Below are 16,854 nucleotides of genomic sequence, written 5' to 3'. Positions count from 1 at the left end.
GCTTCACCGATCCACCGTCAGCGCATGTGCCGCTGTGCTTCATCGATCCATCAGCAACGGCAGCCACACCGATGCCAGCAGCAACAGCGCCATGGCCCGGTTGAACAGCAGCAGTCGCGACGGTTGCCGCAGCAGGCGGGCGCTGCCGGCGCCGAGCAGGCCCCAGCTGAGCAGGCAGGGTGTGGAAACCAGCAGGAACAGCGCGGCATGGATGGCCACGCGGCTTGGTGAAGCCTGGCCATCGAGAAATATCGCCGTGACCGAGAGGGTCATCAGCCAGGTCTTGGGGTTGATCAGTTGCAGGACGGCGCCCTGGACGAACCCCTGGCGTCGCTCGATGGGCCGTGCCTCGATACCGGCCGCGTCGCGGCGCATCAGCTTGCAGGCCATCCAGCTGATCCAGGCGGCGCCGGCCCAGGTCATCGCCGTTTGCAGCAGCGGCGTGCGCGCCAGCAGCTCGCCCAGGCCGAGGCCGACCACCAGCAGCATGAGACTGGCACCCAGGCTGGCGCCGAGGGCGATGGTCAGGGCAATGGGCAGGCCGAAACGCGAGGCGCTGCCGAGGATCAGCAGGTTGGTCGGCCCCGGGGTGATCGAGGCCGCCGAGGCGAAGAGGATGAAGGGCAGCCACTGGTTCATGGCCGGGGCCCTGGTGCGGTGAGGGGCATCGATGATCGCTCCATGTCGGGTCATGGTGGCGATTGTCCAGTGGCCCCGCTCAGCGGTCTTGAAGCTTTGTGCAGAGGCTGCGGTAGGCGCCGGGGGTGACACCATTGGCGCGGCGGAACCAGCGGCCGAGGTGGCTCTGGTCGGCGAAGCCCAGATCGCTGGCGACGTCGGCGGGCGCACTGCCGAGGGCCAGCAGGCGGCGTGCGCGCACCAGGCGCAACTGGATCAGGTAGCCGTGCGGGGCGATGCCGAAGGCGGCCTTGAAGGCTCGCGTGAGGTGGAAGCGGTCCACGCCGCAGACCCGGGCCAGTTCACCGAGGCCGATGTTCTCGTGGAAGTGCGCGTGCAGGTACTCGCGTGCGCGCAGGGCCACGCCGGGAATCTGCGGGTTGCCCTGCATGCGCTGGCGCCATTGCAGGTTGCGCGATAGGCGTTCGAGCAGGCCATCCAGGGCCGCATCGCGGACCATGCGCGGCTCGCCCTCGCGCAGCGCCTGCAGGGCGTTGGCGATGTGCGGCAGCAGGCCGGGGTCGTCCGGCTGGGTGCGTGGCACGCTGGGCAGGCAGTCGACGGGGGCCTGTTCGAACAGCGCCGGCAAGGCGCCTTGGAGCCAGGCCGGTTCCAGGTACAGCGTGGAGTAGGTGAAGCCCCCTGGCGCCGGGGCGTTGCCGTCATGAATGTCGCCGGGCTCGAGGAAGAAGGTCTGCCCCGGCACGCTGCTGAACAGGGCGCGGCGGCAATTGAACTGCTGCACGCCCTGCTCTGTGAAGCCGATCAGGTAGCTGTCGTGCCAGTGCGGATCGTAGGCATGCCCCTCGAAATGCGCGCGGATCACCTCGATGCCGGTATCGGCATCCTGCTTGAGGTCGACCCATGATTGCGCGTTCATCGCCATCTGCCCTTGGTTGCTTGAACGCCTGAGCTTAGCGCGTTCAGCACGCAGGACTAGAAGGTTTGTGCACACGTGCTGTCTGTAGGAGCCGGCTTGCCGGCGATCGAAGTGACCGATGAAGCTGGATCGCCCGCAAGCGGGCTCCTACAGGTTGGGATACCAGCGCGGTGTGTAGACCCAGTCGCCGCCCTCGGCGCGGGGGAAGCGGCGGGTCTGGCTGGAGCCGATGATCACCAGGGTACGCATGTCGACCATCTCCGGGGTCAGCTCGCCCAAGGTGAGGCTGCGCAGCGCTTCGGCGGGGCGGCCAATGTCGCGGCCGAGCACCACCAGGGTTTCCGCCGCACGGTGCTGGCGCAGCAGTTCCAGCGCGCGGCCGAGTTGCCAGGGGCGTGCCCTGGAAATCGGGTTGTAGAAGGCCATGGCCAGATCCGCAGCGGCGGCGTGTTGCAGGCGCTGCTCGATCACCGCCCAGGGCTTGAGGTTGTCGGACAGGGAGATAAGGCAGAAGTCATGGCCCAGTGGCGCACCGGCCTTGGCGGCGGTGGCCAGGGCAGCCGAGACGCCCGGCAGTACCTCCAGTTCGACCCCGCGCCAGGCCTCGCTCTGCGGGCTTTCCAGCGCTTCCATCACGGCGGCGGCCATGGCGAACACGCCGGGGTCGCCCGAAGAGATCATCACCACCCGGCGGCCCGTGGCGGCCAGCTCGAAGGCATGGGCGGCGCGCTGCAGTTCCTCGCGGTTGTCGCTGGGGTGCAGGCACTGGTCGGCGCGCAGCGGGCCGGCCATCTTCACGTAGGTGTCGTAGCCGAGCAGGTCTTCGGCCTCGTCCAGGGCGCGGCGCACGGCGGGGGTCATGTGCTCGGCGGCGCCAGGGCCGAGGCCGACCACGCTGAGGCGGCCACGACGCTGGCCAAGGCGTTCGACATCCAGCGGCTGCTCGGCCAGCAGCAGGCGCAGGCCGTCGCCGGCGAGCTGCCGGGCGGGCAGCTCTGCGCTTGCGCCGTGGATGAAGCGCAGCGGCAGGTTCAGCTCGCGCGCGGCTGCGTGCAGCTCGGCATCGGCCATCCGGGCTTTGTCCGCGAGCAGAGTGGCCAGGGACTGTGGCGCCAGGTTGGCGGCGCTCAGCGCCCGGTGAATGCGCGCCGCCAGCTGGTCGTCGGTTCGCTCGACCAGCACGGCGACGCTGCGCGGATGGATCAGCAGCTCGTCGGGCTGCGCCGGGCGGGCCTGCGGGGTGATGTGGATAACCCGCTTCGCAGCGTTATCCACAGGCAGCTGGGCGGCCTCCAGCCAGGGCGCCTGGCCTTCGATGCGCACCGTTTCGCCGCCGAGCAGGTCGCTGACGAAGCGCTTGCCCTGTTGCAGGTCGGCCAGGGCGTAGCCGGCCGGCGGCTCCAGCAGGCAGGTGCCGAAGCGCAGCTCGCCGCTGGTGGTGATCGCCGGCGTGACCTCCAGGTGTGCAGCGATCTCGCGGGCCAGGCGATTGACCCCGGCCAGGCCACCGAGCAGTGGCACCACGGCGCTGCCGTCTTCGGCGAGGGCCAGCACCGGTGGCTCGCTGCCCTTCTCCGCCAGCAGCGGGGCGAGGCTGCGGATGACGATGCCGGCGGCGCACAGCACCAGCAGCGGTTGCCCGGCCCGATAGAGCGCACGCAGGCTGTCGCCGAAGTCGTCGTAGTGACGCTCGGCAGCCTCGACCCGGCCGCGCAGGCCATGGATCAGCGCCTGTGGATAAAGCGTCTTGAGGCGTTGTGCAGTGGCCAGCGCGCTGCTGCCGAGGATGACGATGTTCATGCGGTAGATCCTGTAGCCCGGATGAAATCCGGGGTGTGTTTTTCCCGGATTGCATCCGGGCTACGTGCGAGCTGGGGGGAGCGCGTAGGGTGGATGGCGCTTTTTTCATCCACCATCGTGGCGGTGGATGGGTGAAGCGTCATCCACCCTACGAGTCCAGGAGCGGCTGGGCCGCATTCCGCTCCCACAGGGAATCGATCATCCCCGCCATTTCTGGCCGGGCACCAGAATCATCGAGAAGTACGGCGAATCCATCGGCTCCACCTCGTCCAGCGCGACGATCTTCTGGCTGGCCATGGTCGCGCGCTCGACGTAATGGGCGCGGTCGTCCAGGCCGAGCTTGCGCAGCACGCGGCGGACCTTGTCGAAGTTGCGCCCGAGCTTCATCACCACGGCGGCCTCGGCATCGCGCAGGCGCTGTTCGAGCTCTTCCTCCGGCAGCACGCCGGAAAGCACGCTCAGGCTCTGGTTGCGGTACACCAGCGGCGTGCCTAGCACCGAGGCGCAGCCGAGCATGGAGCACACGCCGGGCACCACCTCGACGTCGTAACGCTCGGCGAGGCGGTCGTGCAGGTACATGTAGGAGCCGTAGAAGAACGGGTCGCCCTCGCAGATCACCGCCACGTCCTGACCGGCGTCCAGCAGCTGGGCGATCTGTTCGGCGCAGGTGTCGTAGAAATCGGCGATCACATCCTCGTAGGACAGCGGTGCGGCGAGCTTCTCGGTGGTCACCGGGTAGACCAGCGGCAGGCGCTGCTGGGCGTCGTCCAGGTGCGCCTCGATGATGCCGAAGGCGTTGCCGCCCTGGCCGGCGTTGTGTTTCGCCTTGGCCACGAAGTAGGCCACCACTGGCGCCGACTTGAGCAGGCGCAGCGCCTTGAGGGTGAGCAGCTCGGGGTCGCCGGGGCCGACGCCGAGACCAAGCAGACGACCGGCCATCACTCCACCTCCGAGGCCAGCGCGTTGACCGCGGCCACCGCCATGGCGCTGCCGCCGCGCCGACCGCGCACGATCACGTAGGGCACGCCACGGCTGTCTGCGGCCAGGGCGTCCTTGGATTCGGCGGCGCCGATGAAGCCCACCGGCATGCCGATGATCAGCGCCGGTTTCGCGGCGCCGGCGTCGAGCATTTCCAGCAGGTAGAACAGCGCGGTGGGGGCATTGCCGATCACCACCACGCTGCCTTCCAGGTGTTCGCGCCAGTGTTCCAGGGCCACCGCCGAGCGGGTGTTGCCGACCTCACGGGCGAGTTCGGGCACACCGGCGTCGTGCAGGGTGCAGAGCACCGGATTGTTCGCCGGCAGGCGCGGGCGGGTGATGCCCTCGGCGACCATGCGCGCATCGCAGAGGATCGGCGCGCCGGCCAGCAGGGCTGCGCGGCCGGCGGCGCCAGCTCCGGGGGAGAAGCGCAGGTCCTCGACCACGTCGACCATGCCGCAGGCGTGGATCACCCGCACGGCGAGCTTCTCCAGGTCGGCGGGAATGCCGGCCAGGTTGGCCTCGGCGCGAATGGTGGCGAAGGAGCGGCGGTAGATTTCCTGGCTGTCGCGGATGTAATCAAGCATCAGGGAGTCCTGCGGGAAGGTGGCGGGCGAACCAGGCGCCGGCCTCGTCGATGGTCATGGACGGCACCAGCAGGCGACCGAAGCCGGTCACCTCGGGGGTGCGTTGATAGAGCTGGTAGTGATCGGGCGTGCTGGCCAGCAGGGTGTAGGGCTGCACCCGCGCGCTGGCGCAACTGCGCGGGCAGGCGCTGAGGTGAGCCTGCGGGCGGGCGCCGTTGGCGCGCAGCAGCTCGGCCAGGTGCAGCGCATGGTGCTTGCTGTCGGCCAGGCCACGGGCGCAGGCGGCCGATCCGGTGCAGGCGACCAGCCCGAGCAGTGGGTCGCCGGCCTCGTGCAGCAGGCCGAGTTCGCCCAGTGCGTTGCACAGGGTTGCCGCCTCGGCCTGCGGCACATTGCCCAGCAGCAGGCCCTGCCAGGGGGTCAGGCGCAGTTCGCCGCCGGCATGCCGCTCGCTCAGCTCGGCGAGGGCCAGCAGCTGTTCGGCGTGCAGGCGGCCCAGCTGGGCCCCGGCGACGACCATGCACAGGCCGGCCCGGGCCTGTGGATAAATCCCTGCGGGCGCCCGCTCGACGCCAGCGGGCGTCTGCCAGTTGGCTGTTGGCGGCTGCAGGGGGAAATCCAGGCGTGCCTGCAGGCGCTGCAGCAGTTCGCTGGCCGGGAGCTGCGCCAGCAACTGGCGCATGCGTGATTGTTCGGGCGTGGCCAGTTCGAGGAACAGCAGCAGCAACTGGCGCACCAACTCGACCGCCTGCGCGGCTTCGATGCGTGCCAGCGGCGCGTCGTTGGGGCAGCCGGCCAGGCCCAGCAACAGGTGGCGTTCATCTTCGGCGGCCAGCCACAGGTCGTGCGGGTGTTCGCGCATCGCCAGGGCTTCGCCGCCATCCAGCTGCAGGGCGAACTTGGCTGACAGGGCATGCAGCGCCGGGGTGTCCTGCAGCAGGTCGAGGAGTTGCCCGGCGAGCGGGCGAACGTCCATCCGTGCCTGCGGGTCGAGGCCAGCGGCAGGGCTGAGCAGCAGGTTGCGTACGTCGTCGGCGGCGGCCACGCGCGGACCGACACCGGCAGCGAGCAGTGCGCCGATCAGCGCGCTCTCCTGGCCGGGCAGCACGCCGCGAATCTGCAGGTTGCTGCGGTTGGTCAGCTCCAGGGTACCGCTGGCGTAGCGCCGGGCAGCCTCTCCGATCGCACGCGCCTGGGCACTGTGCAGCACGCCGCCAGGCAGCTTGACGCGGCAGATGCCGCCGTCCAGTGCGGGCACGATGCGCAGCAGGCCCGGACAGGCAGAAGCCCGAGGGGTTGGCAGTTCGGCGGTGAGGGGACAGTCGCGCACAGGGTTCACCAGCAACAACGACGCGGCGACCGGACCAGCGAAACCCGTCGAGAGGGTTTCATGGCATCGGTACACCCCGCCCGATGTTGGCACTCGCGACCAGCGTTCGTCGGCAGGTCTCCTGGCTGACAGGTCTTCATCCGCTGCGGCCTTCCCGGTTGCCCAGTGGCGCATGTGCAGCGAACTCGCTGTTTACAGTTGCGGGGGCAGCTCGGTGGCGATGGTTGATCGCTCCGGATTCCCTCTTCGAGGCTGTCGACGATCCACCGCAGCAACGCCAGGCTCGGAAAGCCGCCGGCGGCTGACGCATGTGCTGCAGATCGTGAACAGACTCTTGGGCCCGTTTACAAGGGGCACCGACGAAGGCGCTATTATGCCCGCTTTGCGCGGCGTCGCGACACGCGCCCTGTCGGCTACTTGCGAGGAAGGTGGATGAAACCCTGGTTGACCCTGGTGGGTATCGGCGAAGATGGCTACCCCGGCCTGGGCAAGGCTGCGCGGCGGGCCCTGCTGGCGGCCACGCGCATCGTCGGTGCGCCGCGCCAACTGGCGTTGCTGCCGCCGTGCATCGCTGGCGAGCGGGAACACTGGCCGAGCCCCTTCGACCTGCAGCCGTTGCTGGCGCGGCGCGGCGAGGCGGTATGCGTGCTGGCCAGCGGCGATCCGATGTTCTACGGCGTCGGGGCCAGCCTGACGCGGCAACTGGCGGCTGATGAGCTGCAGGTGTTGCCGGCACCGTCGTCGGTGTCGCTGGCGGCGGCGCGCCTGGGCTGGCCGCTGCAGGAGGTGGACGTGGTCTCGCTGGTCGGCCGGCCGCTGGCCACGCTCAATGCCCGCCTGTTTCCCGGTGTGCGCCTGCTGCTGTTGAGCGCCGACGGCGACACGCCTGCCCAGGTTGCCGCAGCGCTGTGTGCGCGCGGTTTCGCTGCCAGTCGCCTGACCCTGCTGGAGCACCTTGGCGGGCCCGAGGAGCGCCGTGTCGATGGCCTGGCCGCGCAGTGGAGCCTGCCGCGCGCGGCCGATCTCAACCTGCTCGCCGTGGAGTGCCTGGCGGACGCCGGGACCCTGGCGCTGCCGCCGACCTGCGGCCTGCCGGACGATGCCTATCGGCATGACGGCCAGCTGACCAAGCGCGACGTGCGCGCGGTGACCCTGGCGCGCCTGGCGCCGCTGCCCGGCGAGCTGCTGTGGGACGTGGGCGCCGGCTGCGGCTCCATTGGTATCGAGTGGATGCGCGCCCATCCCGCCTGCCGCGCCATCGCCATCGAGGCCAATGAGGGCCGTCAGGCGCATATCCGGCACAACCGCGACGCCCTTGGTGTGCCCGCGCTGCAGCTGGTGGCCGGGCATGCGCCCGAGGCCCTGGACGGATTGCCGGCGCCGGACGCCATCTTCATCGGCGGCGGCGTCACCGTGCCGGGGCTGCTGGAGCAGTGCTGGGCCGCGCTCAAACCGGGTGGGCGGCTGCTGGCCAACGCGGTGACGATCCAGAGCGAGGCGGCGCTGGTGGCCTTTCGCGAACGGCAGGGCGGCGAGCTGCTGCGCCTGACGGTGGCGCAGGCGCAACCGCTGGGCGGGTTCGATACCTGGCGGGCGGCGTTGCCGATCACCCTGCTGGCGGTACGCAAGCCGTGAGGCCGCGCATCCTGCTGCTGGGTGGCACCAGCGAGGCGCTGCGCCTGGCTCGTCAGCTGGGCCCCGAAACGCTGTACAGCCTGGCCGGCCTGGGCCGGGTACCGGACGACCTGCCCTGTCGCGTGCGGGTGGGCGGCTTCGGTGGTGCCGACGGGCTGGCCGCGTTCATCGCCGCCGAAGGCATCGAACTGCTGCTGGACCTGACCCATCCCTACGCCGCGCAGATCAGCGCCAACGCGGTGCGGGCCGCCGCGCTCAGCGGTGTGCCCTGCTGGGCGCTGCGGCGCCCCGGTTGGCAACCTGTGGCCGGCGACGACTGGCGCGAAGTGGAGGGCTGGGAGGGGCTCAGCCATGCCCTGGCACCCTTCCAGCGGCCATTCTTCACCACCGGGCGCGAGCCGCTGGCGCATCTGCATGAGATTCCTGCGCACCAGCACTGGACGGTGCGTTGCCTGCAGAGCGAGCCGGCGCCGCCCCGCGCGGAGATCATCGGGGCCCGCGGGCCTTTCTCGCTGGACGAGGAGCGTGCCCTGTTCGCCCGCATCCGCTGCGACGTGCTGGTGAGCAAGAACAGCGGCAGCCAGGCGACCGAGCTGAAACTGCAGGTGGCACGCGAGCTGGGTCTGCCGGTGCTGCTGTTGCGCCGGCCCGAGCCGGCGCCGGCTACGCGCAGTTTCTGCGACCTGCAGATGCTGCTCGAGGCGTTGCCGCGCTAGGTCGCCTTCACCAGCAGGCCGTCACTCAGCCACTGGTGCAGCCAGCGCGCGGCCTGCACAGGGGCCTGCTCCCCCAGTTTCTGCAGGCTGTCGCACAGCTCGGCGAAGTTCAGCCCCTGACAGGCCATGGCCTGCAAGGCCTGCGCTTGCGCGGGGTCGAGACTGCGATAGCGGGTGACCAGTTGCTCACGCCAGATCAGGCAGGTTTCGGCGTGCTCCAGGGCATGACTGCCCGGGAATGCCTGCTCGTGCTTGAGGGCACGCCACAGCTCCAGGCTGTTGTGCTGCAGGGTCAGCCATTGCACGCTCGGTTGCAGCGCCACGCGCAGCAGCGGCCAGTCCTGCGCCGCCAGGTGCGCCAGGTGTTCGGCACGCAGCAGCTCGGCATCGTGGGCGTCGAAGGCCAGGGTGAAGGCCCATTCCAGGCGCGCCAGCTCGGCCAGCGGTGCAGCCTGCTCGGCGACCAGGTGCTGCTCGATGAAGCCGGCCAGGTTGGCGCCCAGCCAGCGCAGGCTGAAGTGCGCCGAGGGATGGGCATCGAGGTAGTCGCGGCCGAGGCGCTCGAAGTCGTCGTCGCCGAGCCAGGCGTGGATCGCCGCGTAGTCGCCCTGCAGGGCTTCGAGCAGGCGTGCGCGATAGGCGTTGTGATAGATCGCCAGGCCCTGCTCGGCGCTCAGCGCGGCGCTGCCGAGCAGGCTGGCGGCGAGGGCGGCATCGGGCGTCGACTGGTTGCCGAGCAGGTAGCGCTCGACCTCGCGCTGCCATTCGTTCAGGCGCATGCCGCCTCCTCGCCGAGCACCTCGCGGGCGATGCGCCGCGCCTGCTGCAGTTCGCTCAGCAACTCGTCGAGAGGCGGCAGGTGGTCGTCCCGCTCGAGCAGGGTGGAAACCGGGCCCAGGTGCGCCAGGGTGCGCCGGTACAGCTGCCAGACCGGGTCGCACACCGGGTGGTCGTGGGTGTCGATCAGGTAGTCGCCGTAGTCGTGGTGGCCGGCCAGGTGGAACTGGCGGATGCGCTCGGCCGGCAGTGCGCTGATGAAGTCCCACGGCTCGAAACCATGGTTGCGCGCGCTGACGTAGACGTTGTTGATATCCAGCAGCAGCTCGCAGCCGCTGAGTTCGCACAGGGCCGAGAGAAACTGCCATTCGCTCATCTGGTCACCGGCGCAGCGCAGGTAGCTGGAGACGTTCTCCAGGACCAGCGGCCGCTCCAGCACGTCCTGCACCTGGCGCACGCGTGCAGAAACGTGCTGCAGGCTTTCCTCGGTGTAGGGCAGCGGCAGCAGGTCATGCAGCTGGTGGGCGTTGCCCCGGCTCCAGCACAGGTGGTCGGAGATCCACGCCGGGCGCACGCGCCTGGCCAGTTGCGCCAGGCGCTGCAGGTAGTCGCGGTCCAGCGCGTGCGGCCCGCCGATCGACAGCGATACGCCGTGCATGACCAGCGGGTAGTGTTCGGCGATGGCGTCGAGGTAGTACAGCGCCTTGCCGCCATCGACCATGTAATTCTCGGAGATGATCTCGAACCAGTCGACCGCGGGCCGCCGTTCGAGGATTTCCTGGTAGTACTCGCTGCGCAGGCCCAGGCCGTGGCCGAGCATCGTCGTTGCTTTCATCGCCGCCTCCGCAGGTGAAAACGGGGCGACCGGCCGGCCGCCCCTCGTGGCTCTTAGGCGCCTACGGTGCCGCCGGCAGCGGAGCACTCGGCCTTGGTCATCACCTTGAAGCCGTGGCCCTTGCAGACTGCCTGGCCCTTGCAGGCGTTCTCGGCGGTCTTGCAGTCGTTCTGGCCTTTGCAGGAGGTCACGCCGTAGCAGTGTACGGTCGCTTCCTCGGCCGAGGCGACGCTGGCGGTCATGCCGGCGAACAGCGAGGCGGCGGCGAAGGCAATGGCGGCGCCAGCGGCGGTGGTCTTGATAGTCATGCGCTTATCCTCTGGAAATTGGAGAGGCCGGCTGAAGCATCGTCGTTCAGGCCCGGCAACTCACTAGAGTCGGACCTGCCGCTGGCGTTACAGGGGTGGAAAAAACTTTCTGCTCAGTGCGTCTGCGCACTGTCGTCTGGCTGGTCGATACGCAGTTCCGGCACGGCCCGCCCGGCGACCAGGCGCTCGTCAACCAGGCGGATGACCGCTGCCTCGTCGCTGACGCCGTACCACTCGCCCTGTGGATAAAGGCTCGCCGTCGGGCCCAGGTCACAGGGGAACTGGCACTGGCTGCGGGTGATGTGCACACCGCCGGGACATTCCAGGCGGCCGGCGGCCTTGAGGCGCTGGCGCAGGGTTTTCCACAGACCTAGGGCGCCCTTGCGCGTGCAGCGCGGACCGTTGCACAGCAGCAGGCGCTGGCTGTGCGGCGGAATCTGCGACCAGGGGTGCTGCTCGGGCAGGGCCGGCACGTCCTGGCAGGGCAGGTGGCGGCCGGTCTGCTCGAGCAGTGCGGCCAGGCCGTCCAGCCAGGCGTCCTCGAGGGCGCTGCACACCACGAAGACGGCTTCGCCGTTGCCGCGCTCGGCGATGCGCTGGCGCAGCCAGTCACGGTGCATGGCATCGGCGCGGGGTTCCAGGTCGACCACCAGCAGCGGCCGTGGTGCATCCGCCACGGCCTGCCAGAAGGCTTCGGGGTCCTGCTCGCTGTCGTGCAGATGGGCCTCGCCGAGCAGGGCTTCGGCGCGTTGGCGCAGGCTCTGGGCCAACGCGCCACGGGACAGGCCCGGCCCGCTGAACAGGACGCGGGCGTAAGCGATTCGAGTCATGGCCGTCTCCGGGAAAAGGGTGGGGCAGTCTAGCGGCTCGGCGCGCTGCACGCAGGCTCAATGGCCGAGTTGCCTTGACTCGAGGCGGCGGCGATGGTCATATCCGCCCCGCTTCAGGTGTCTCACGCCGCCGCGCGTGAGGTGAAACGGGAAGTCGGTTGAAGTCCGACGCTGCCCCCGCAACGGTAAGCGAGCGACCGCATCGAAACGCCACTGTGCGCCACGCGCATGGGAAGGCGATGCGTTCATGCCCCTCGCAAGCCCGGAGACCGGCCTGGAGTCACTCTGTCTGGCAACCCGCGGTGGGCGGGCGTTGACTCCAGTAGGGCGCGTTCGTGCCCCTGTCTGCTGTTGCGCATTTCCATCGGATTGCCGTGCCTTTTCCTTTGCGATGGAACACTCATGGCGCGCCATTTCCGCTTCAACGACCTTCTTTCTCAGGACTTCCTGCGCCTACCGGCTGGCCCGGGCGAGCGGCTGCGAAACAACATAATGTTATGTTATAACAATAACATTATGCCTTTCGGGTCTGCCTCATCCGCGTCGACACCTGCTGTCGAGCCAGTGGCGCGGGGCCCCGCCGGGCCGGTTTCCCTGCGCAATCCTGGACGTTCTGCCGTGTCTCACTCCCTGTTGTATTGCTCCGTGCCACTCGCCCTGGCGTTTGCCGGCCTGGCCGTGGCCAGCGAAGACCCCGTCGACCTGCCCGGGCTGACCATCCAGGCCAAGGCCGCCGAGGAGGGCGAAACCGACCTGAGTACGCCCACCAGCGCCGGCTCGCGGCTCGACCTGTCGGCCCTGCAGACGCCGGCCAGCACCACCAGCCTGAGCGGCGCCGAGGTGCGCGGGCGCAACAACCGCAGCGTGCAGGATGCGGTGACCCGCACGCCGGGCATCAGCAGCATCGGCACGCCGGGTAACGGCGGCACCGCGCTGTCGGCGCGTGGCTTCACTGGCCATTCCGCGACCATGCAGCTGTACGACGGCACGCGTCAGTACGTCGGAGCCGGCACCGTGACCTTCCCGGTGGACACCTGGTCCGTGCAGCGTATCGATGTGCTGCGCGGCCCGGCTTCGGTGCTGTACGGCGAGGGCGCCACCGGCGCGGTGATCAACGTGGTGCCGAAGAAACCCTTCGCCGGCCCGGTCCACAATCAGTTGCGCCTGGGTTACGGCAGCGACGACCGGCGGCAGGTGGCGCTGGACAGCGGTGGCTCGCTGAGCGACGCGCTGAGCTATCGCTTCAACGTCAATCAGCAGGCCAGCAACGGCTGGGTGGACCGGGGCGACTCGAAGAGCCTGGCGTTCAGCGCCGCGCTGCGCTGGGAGGCGAGTGACGAGCTGAGCTTCACCCTGTCCCACGACCATGGCGACCAGGACCCCGAGCGCTACTTCGGCACCCCGCTGGTCAACGGCCATTACCGCGAGAGCCTGCGCGAGCACAACTACAACGTCGGCGACGCCGAGGTCCGCTACAACGACCAGATCACCCGCCTGGTGACCGACTGGCGCATCAATGATGCGCTGACGGCGAGCAACCAGCTCTACTACATCAAGACCCAGCGCTATTGGCGCAATGCCGAGTCCTACCGCTGGCAGCCCGGCGACGTGGTGCTGCGCAGTGACTTCTACGAGATCAAGCACACCCAGGAGCAGGTCGGCGACCGTCAGAGCTTCACCCTGGACCACTCACTGTTCGGTCTCGACAGCCGCACCGTGGTGGGCGTGGACTACAACCGCATCCACTTCGCCCGCCAGCATGACTTTGCCAGCAGCTTCAGCGACAGCGTGCCGCTGGCGGGTTCTGGCGGTGGCCGCTACCAGAGCGACGATCCGCAGGGCTACGGCCCGCGCGAACGCAACCTGGCCCGGCAGTTCTCGCTGTTCGCCGAGAACCGCACGCAACTGAGCGAGCGCCTGTCCCTGGTGACCGGCGTGCGCCGCGACCAGGTGCATATCCAGCGTGACGACCTGCTCGGCGACAGCCGCGTCGACCGCAGCCTGAGCGGCGGCAACTGGCGCGCCGGCCTGGTGTTCGCCCTGACCCCGGAGCTGTCGCTGTACGGCCAGCATGCCACCAGCACCGAAGGGGTGAACAACCTGCTCACGCTCAGCCCCAGCCAGCAACAGTTCGACCTGAGCCGGGCCAGGCAGACCGAGGTCGGCCTCAAGCAGGCGTTCTGGAACGGGCAGGGCGAGTGGACGCTGGCCGCCTACCATATCGTCAAGAAGAAGCTGCTCAGCCGCGAGACCCCCAGCTCGCCCACCGAGCAGGTCGGCCAGCAGTCCGCCGACGGCCTCGAGGCCAGCCTGGAGCTGGCGCTGGGGCGCGGCTGGCAGGTATCGGCCAACGCAGCCTTCGTCCGCGCCGAGTACGACGACTTCGTCGAAGGCGGTGGCGAGCGCAGCGGCAATCGTCCGAGCAACGTACCCCGGCGCACCGCCAACCTGTGGTTGAACAAGGCGCTGGGTCATGGCCTGGATGTCGGTGTCGGCGCGCGTTATGTCGATGCCCGCTACGCCGACGCCGCCAACCAGATCGAGGTACCCGGCTACACCGTGGTCGACGCCAACATCGCCTGGCAGGCGCTGCCGGACGTGCGCCTGGGCCTGGAACTGAACAACCTGTTCGACCGCCAGTACGCCACCACCGCCAGCAGCGCGGGGCAGCAGTGGTACCTGGGTGCACCGCGCTCGTTCTTCGTCACCGCGGACTACAGCTTCTGATGCAACGCCTGCGTATTCGCCAGCTGGCCTGGTCGCCCAACGGGCAGCAACCGCTGCTCGACGACATCGACCTCGACGTCGCTGACGGCGAGCTGCTTGGCCTGCTCGGCCCCAACGGCAGCGGCAAGACCAGCCTGTTGCGCTGCGCCTATCGCTTCCAGCGGCCCAGCGCCGGCCGCGTCGAGCTGGATGGCGAGGCGCTGTGGCAGCGCTCGCCGCGCTGGTGTGCGCAGCGTGTGGCGGTGGTGCTGCAGGAGTTCCCGCAGGACTTCGGCCTGCGCGTGCATGAGGTCGCGGCCATGGGGCGCACGCCGCACAAGGGGCTGTTCGACAGCGACGATGCCGAGGACCAGCGCCTGGTCAGCGAGGCGCTGGCGCGGGTCGGTCTCGGCGCGCTGGCGCAGCAGCCGTTCGCCTGCCTGTCCGGCGGCGAGAAGCAGCGTGCGCTGCTGGCGCGGGCCCTGGTGCAGCAACCGCAGCTGCTGATTCTCGACGAGCCGACCAACCACCTCGACCCACGCTACCAGCTGGAGCTGCTGCGGCAGATCAAGGCGCTGGGGCTGGCGACCCTGGCCAGCTTTCACGACCTCAACCTGGCGGCGGCCTTCTGCGACCGTCTCTGCGTGCTCGACCGCGGGCGTCTGCTGGCGGTCGGAACGCCGGCCGAGGTGCTCACCGCCGAACTGCTGCAGCAGGTGTTCGGCGTGCAGGCCCTGGTCGATACCCATCCACTGGCGGGTTACCCGCGCATTACCTGGATCCTCTGATGACACGCCTCACCTCGACGCCAAGGCGCCTTCCACGCCGCCGTGTTTCGTTCCTCGTGGCAGCGGCTGCAGGGCTGCTGCTGGCCAGCAGCCCGAGCTGGGCCGTCACCGTGACCAGCTGCGACCGCCAGGTGACCATCGAGCGTCCGCCGCAACGCGCGGTCAGCCATGACATCAGCCTGACCGCCATGCTCCTGGAACTGGGGCTGAAGGCGCGCATGGTCGGCTACAGCGGCGTCAGCGCCTGGAAGACGCCGGCGCCCGAACTGCAGGCCGACCTGGATGACCTGCCCGAGCTGGCGCCGCGCTACCCCTCGCTGGAAAACCTGCTGGATGCCGACGCCGACTTCTTCTTCGCCGGCTGGAACTACGGCATGCGCGTCGGTGGCGAAGTGACCCCGGCCAGCCTGGCGCGCTTCGGCATCCCGGTGTACGAGCTGAGCGAGTCCTGCGCGCATGTCATGCCCAATCGCGTTGCCAGCCTCGATGACGTCTACGGCGACCTGCGCAACCTCGGCCGCATCTTCGCCGTCGAGGCGCGTGCCGAGGGGCTGGTGCAGGGCATGCAGGCGCGGGTGGCGGCGGTGCAGGCGCGCCTCGGCGAGCAGCCGCAACGGCCGCGCGTGTTCGTCTACGACAGCGGCGAGGACGTACCCTTCAGCGCCGGGAGACTGGGCATGCCGCAGTCGCTGATCGACGCCGCTGGCGGGCGCAACGTGATGGACGGGGTCGCCGGCAACTGGATGCAGGTCGGCTGGGAGGCCGTGGTCGAGCAGGACCCGCAGTGGATCCTGATCGTCGACTATGGCGAGCGCAGCGCGGCGCAGAAGCGCGACTTCCTCATGCAGCATCCGGCCCTGCAGGGCGTCAGCGCGATCCGCCAGCAGCACTTCGTGGTGCTGCCCTACCTGGCGGTGACGCCGAGCCTGGACAACGCCGCCGCCATCGAGACCCTGGCCGCCGCGCTGCATCCCGAGGCCTTCGCACCGTGACGCGCCTGCGCCTGTTGCTGCTCGTGCTGGCGCTGCTGTTGCTGCTGTCGTGCGCCGTTTCGCTGGCGTTCGGGTCGGCGCAGGTGCCGCTCGAGCGCGTGCTGGCGATTCTCGGCCGGCACCTGTTCGGCATCCAGCCCGGGCAGGCGATCAGCGTCGGCCAGGACAGCATCGTCTGGCAGCTGCGCGCGCCGCGAGTCCTGCTCGGCGCGCTGGTCGGCGCCGGGCTGGCCCTGGTCGGCACCGTGCTGCAGGCGGTCACCCGCAACCCGCTGGCCGACCCGCACCTGCTCGGGGTCAGCTCGGGAGCGGCGTTCGGTGCGGTGGTGGTGGTGCTCTACCTGGGTGAGTTCGCTGGCGTCCTGAGCCTGCCGCTGGCCGCCTTCGTCGGCGCGCTGGCGAGCATGCTGCTGGTGCTGCTGATCGCCAATCGTGGCGGGCGCCTGCACAGCGACCGCCTGCTGCTGGCGGGGGTGGCGGTGTCCTTCGTGATGATGGCGGCGAGCAACCTGCTGCTCTACCTGGGCAACCCGCATGCAGCCAGCTCGGTGCTGTTCTGGATGCTCGGCGGCCTTGGCCTGGCGCGCTGGGAGCTGCTCTGGCTACCGACGCTGTGCCTGGCCCTGGCGTTGCTGGTGCTGCTGGGGCTGGCCCGCGCGCTGAACGGCCTGATGGCCGGCGAGCAGAGTGCGGTGAGCCTGGGCCTGGAGCCGCGCCGTGTACGGCTGCTGGTGTTCGTGGTGGCGTCCCTGCTCACCGGGGTGCTGGTGTCGCTGTCCGGCGCCATCGGTTTCGTCGGGCTGATGCTGCCGCATGTGGCGCGCTTCCTGGTCGGTGCCGAGCACCGCCGCGTGCTGCCGGTGGCGGCGCTGCTCGGCGCGCTGTTCCTGGTCTGGGTCGATGTCGCCGCGCGCACCTGGCTGGCGCCGCAGGACCTGCCCATCGGCATCGTCACCGCGGCCATCGGCGGGGTGTTCTTCGTGGCCCTGCTCAGGCGCCGTTAGTCAGCCACGT

16 protein-coding genes and 2 riboswitches are annotated in these 16,854 nt (G+C 69.6%); of the genes, 6 read left to right on the top strand and 10 right to left on the bottom strand.

Features of this window, described 5'->3' with window-relative positions:
- Nucleotides 1-39: 39 nt before the first annotated feature.
- The 6 genes from EWH21_RS00845 to cobG all read right to left on the bottom strand — a co-directional run bounded on the left by EWH21_RS00845 (nt 40) and on the right by cobG (nt 6,253).
- On the bottom strand, nt 40-639 hold the full coding sequence (locus tag EWH21_RS00845; RefSeq protein WP_047588817.1) for a LysE family translocator: 600 nt from the start codon (nt 637-639) through the stop codon (nt 40-42).
- Nucleotides 640-718: 79 nt separating this feature from the next.
- Complete coding sequence (locus EWH21_RS00840) at nt 719-1,558, bottom strand: AraC family transcriptional regulator (RefSeq protein WP_047588818.1); 840 nt, start codon at nt 1,556-1,558, stop codon at nt 719-721.
- Nucleotides 1,559-1,705: 147 nt separating this feature from the next.
- The gene (gene cobJ, locus EWH21_RS00835) at nt 1,706-3,358 is read right to left on the bottom strand and encodes a precorrin-3B C(17)-methyltransferase (protein ID WP_277699581.1); all 1,653 of its coding nucleotides are present in this window, start codon (nt 3,356-3,358) and stop codon (nt 1,706-1,708) included.
- Nucleotides 3,359-3,556: 198 nt separating this feature from the next.
- Nucleotides 3,557-4,297 (bottom strand): precorrin-2 C(20)-methyltransferase, encoded by a 741-nt coding sequence (locus EWH21_RS00830; protein WP_047587061.1) that lies wholly within the window; start codon nt 4,295-4,297, stop codon nt 3,557-3,559.
- The gene (locus EWH21_RS00825; RefSeq protein WP_277699580.1) at nt 4,297-4,923 is read right to left on the bottom strand and encodes a precorrin-8X methylmutase; all 627 of its coding nucleotides are present in this window, start codon (nt 4,921-4,923) and stop codon (nt 4,297-4,299) included. The genes EWH21_RS00830 and EWH21_RS00825 overlap by 1 nt, the downstream gene beginning before the upstream one ends.
- Nucleotides 4,916-6,253, bottom strand: a complete 1,338-nt coding sequence (gene cobG, locus EWH21_RS00820) for a precorrin-3B synthase (protein ID WP_277699579.1) — start codon at nt 6,251-6,253, stop codon at nt 4,916-4,918. Before cobG ends, EWH21_RS00825 begins: the two co-directional genes overlap by 8 nt.
- 93 nt (nt 6,254-6,346) lie before the next feature.
- A riboswitch (cobalamin riboswitch) is annotated at nt 6,347-6,539 on the bottom strand.
- A gap of 146 nt (nt 6,540-6,685) precedes the next feature.
- Between cobG and cbiE the strand changes: the two genes are divergently transcribed.
- Together cbiE and EWH21_RS00810 are read left to right on the top strand one after the other, a co-directional pair.
- Complete coding sequence (cbiE, locus tag EWH21_RS00815; RefSeq protein ID WP_277699578.1) at nt 6,686-7,888, top strand: precorrin-6y C5,15-methyltransferase (decarboxylating) subunit CbiE; 1,203 nt, start codon at nt 6,686-6,688, stop codon at nt 7,886-7,888.
- The gene (locus EWH21_RS00810; protein ID WP_277699576.1) at nt 7,885-8,604 is read left to right on the top strand and encodes a cobalt-precorrin-6A reductase; all 720 of its coding nucleotides are present in this window, start codon (nt 7,885-7,887) and stop codon (nt 8,602-8,604) included. The genes cbiE and EWH21_RS00810 overlap by 4 nt, the downstream gene beginning before the upstream one ends.
- On the opposite strand, the gene EWH21_RS00805 is transcribed toward EWH21_RS00810, so the two are convergent.
- The 4 genes from EWH21_RS00805 to EWH21_RS00790 form a co-directional block, all read right to left on the bottom strand.
- On the bottom strand, nt 8,601-9,383 hold the full coding sequence (locus tag EWH21_RS00805) for a DNA-binding domain-containing protein (RefSeq protein ID WP_277699575.1): 783 nt from the start codon (nt 9,381-9,383) through the stop codon (nt 8,601-8,603). The two genes, EWH21_RS00810 and EWH21_RS00805, sit on opposite strands and share 4 nt — an antisense overlap.
- The gene (locus tag EWH21_RS00800) at nt 9,374-10,216 is read right to left on the bottom strand and encodes a DUF692 domain-containing protein (protein ID WP_277699574.1); all 843 of its coding nucleotides are present in this window, start codon (nt 10,214-10,216) and stop codon (nt 9,374-9,376) included. Before EWH21_RS00800 ends, EWH21_RS00805 begins: the two co-directional genes overlap by 10 nt.
- 53 nt (nt 10,217-10,269) lie before the next feature.
- Complete coding sequence (locus EWH21_RS00795; protein WP_037054684.1) at nt 10,270-10,524, bottom strand: membrane protein; 255 nt, start codon at nt 10,522-10,524, stop codon at nt 10,270-10,272.
- A gap of 113 nt (nt 10,525-10,637) precedes the next feature.
- Nucleotides 10,638-11,354 carry a (2Fe-2S) ferredoxin domain-containing protein gene (locus EWH21_RS00790; protein ID WP_277699573.1) on the bottom strand — a complete coding sequence of 239 codons (717 nt, stop codon included), beginning with the start codon at nt 11,352-11,354 and terminating at the stop codon, nt 10,638-10,640.
- A 98-nt stretch (nt 11,355-11,452) separates the two neighbouring features.
- A riboswitch (cobalamin riboswitch) is annotated at nt 11,453-11,647 on the top strand.
- A 325-nt stretch (nt 11,648-11,972) separates the two neighbouring features.
- Here EWH21_RS00790 and EWH21_RS00785 point away from each other — a divergent pair.
- From EWH21_RS00785 to EWH21_RS00770, 4 genes are read left to right on the top strand one after another with little or no spacing between them, the layout of a single operon-like run.
- Nucleotides 11,973-14,081: a TonB-dependent receptor gene (locus tag EWH21_RS00785; RefSeq protein ID WP_277699572.1), complete on the top strand. Its 2,109-nt coding sequence runs from the start codon at nt 11,973-11,975 to the stop codon at nt 14,079-14,081.
- Nucleotides 14,081-14,848 carry an ABC transporter ATP-binding protein gene (locus EWH21_RS00780; RefSeq protein WP_277699571.1) on the top strand — a complete coding sequence of 256 codons (768 nt, stop codon included), beginning with the start codon at nt 14,081-14,083 and terminating at the stop codon, nt 14,846-14,848. The genes EWH21_RS00785 and EWH21_RS00780 overlap by 1 nt, the downstream gene beginning before the upstream one ends.
- Complete coding sequence (locus EWH21_RS00775; protein ID WP_081876498.1) at nt 14,848-15,840, top strand: ABC transporter substrate-binding protein; 993 nt, start codon at nt 14,848-14,850, stop codon at nt 15,838-15,840. The genes EWH21_RS00780 and EWH21_RS00775 overlap by 1 nt, the downstream gene beginning before the upstream one ends.
- Nucleotides 15,837-16,844 carry an iron ABC transporter permease gene (locus EWH21_RS00770; protein WP_277699570.1) on the top strand — a complete coding sequence of 336 codons (1,008 nt, stop codon included), beginning with the start codon at nt 15,837-15,839 and terminating at the stop codon, nt 16,842-16,844. The genes EWH21_RS00775 and EWH21_RS00770 overlap by 4 nt, the downstream gene beginning before the upstream one ends.
- Nucleotides 16,845-16,854: the final 10 nt, after the last annotated feature.

This window comes from Pseudomonas sp. REST10, from assembly GCF_029542605.1.
Classification (GTDB): domain Bacteria; phylum Pseudomonadota; class Gammaproteobacteria; order Pseudomonadales; family Pseudomonadaceae; genus Aquipseudomonas; species Aquipseudomonas khazarica.
The sequence above is the reverse complement of the archived record's forward strand: the minus strand, read 5'-3'. Positions and strand labels throughout refer to the sequence as shown.

Bases quoted from the DNA above. Each gene is read 5' to 3' on its own strand.
- EWH21_RS00840 (WP_047588818.1), bottom strand. From the start codon at position 1,558: ATGAACGCGCAATCATGGGTCGACCTCAAGCAGGATGCCGATACCGGC.
- EWH21_RS00790 (WP_277699573.1), bottom strand. From the start codon at position 11,354: ATGACTCGAATCGCTTACGCCCGCGTCCTGTTCAGCGGGCCGGGCCTG.
- EWH21_RS00775 (WP_081876498.1), top strand. From the start codon at position 14,848: ATGACACGCCTCACCTCGACGCCAAGGCGCCTTCCACGCCGCCGTGTT.
- EWH21_RS00795 (WP_037054684.1), bottom strand. From the start codon at position 10,524: ATGACTATCAAGACCACCGCCGCTGGCGCCGCCATTGCCTTCGCCGCC.
- EWH21_RS00800 (WP_277699574.1), bottom strand. From the start codon at position 10,216: ATGAAAGCAACGACGATGCTCGGCCACGGCCTGGGCCTGCGCAGCGAG.
- EWH21_RS00825 (WP_277699580.1), bottom strand. From the start codon at position 4,923: ATGCTTGATTACATCCGCGACAGCCAGGAAATCTACCGCCGCTCCTTC.
- EWH21_RS00780 (WP_277699571.1), top strand. From the start codon at position 14,081: ATGCAACGCCTGCGTATTCGCCAGCTGGCCTGGTCGCCCAACGGGCAG.
- EWH21_RS00845 (WP_047588817.1), bottom strand. From the start codon at position 639: ATGAACCAGTGGCTGCCCTTCATCCTCTTCGCCTCGGCGGCCTCGATC.
- cbiE (WP_277699578.1), top strand. From the start codon at position 6,686: ATGAAACCCTGGTTGACCCTGGTGGGTATCGGCGAAGATGGCTACCCC.
- EWH21_RS00830 (WP_047587061.1), bottom strand. From the start codon at position 4,297: ATGGCCGGTCGTCTGCTTGGTCTCGGCGTCGGCCCCGGCGACCCCGAG.
- EWH21_RS00805 (WP_277699575.1), bottom strand. From the start codon at position 9,383: ATGCGCCTGAACGAATGGCAGCGCGAGGTCGAGCGCTACCTGCTCGGC.
- cobJ (WP_277699581.1), bottom strand. From the start codon at position 3,358: ATGAACATCGTCATCCTCGGCAGCAGCGCGCTGGCCACTGCACAACGC.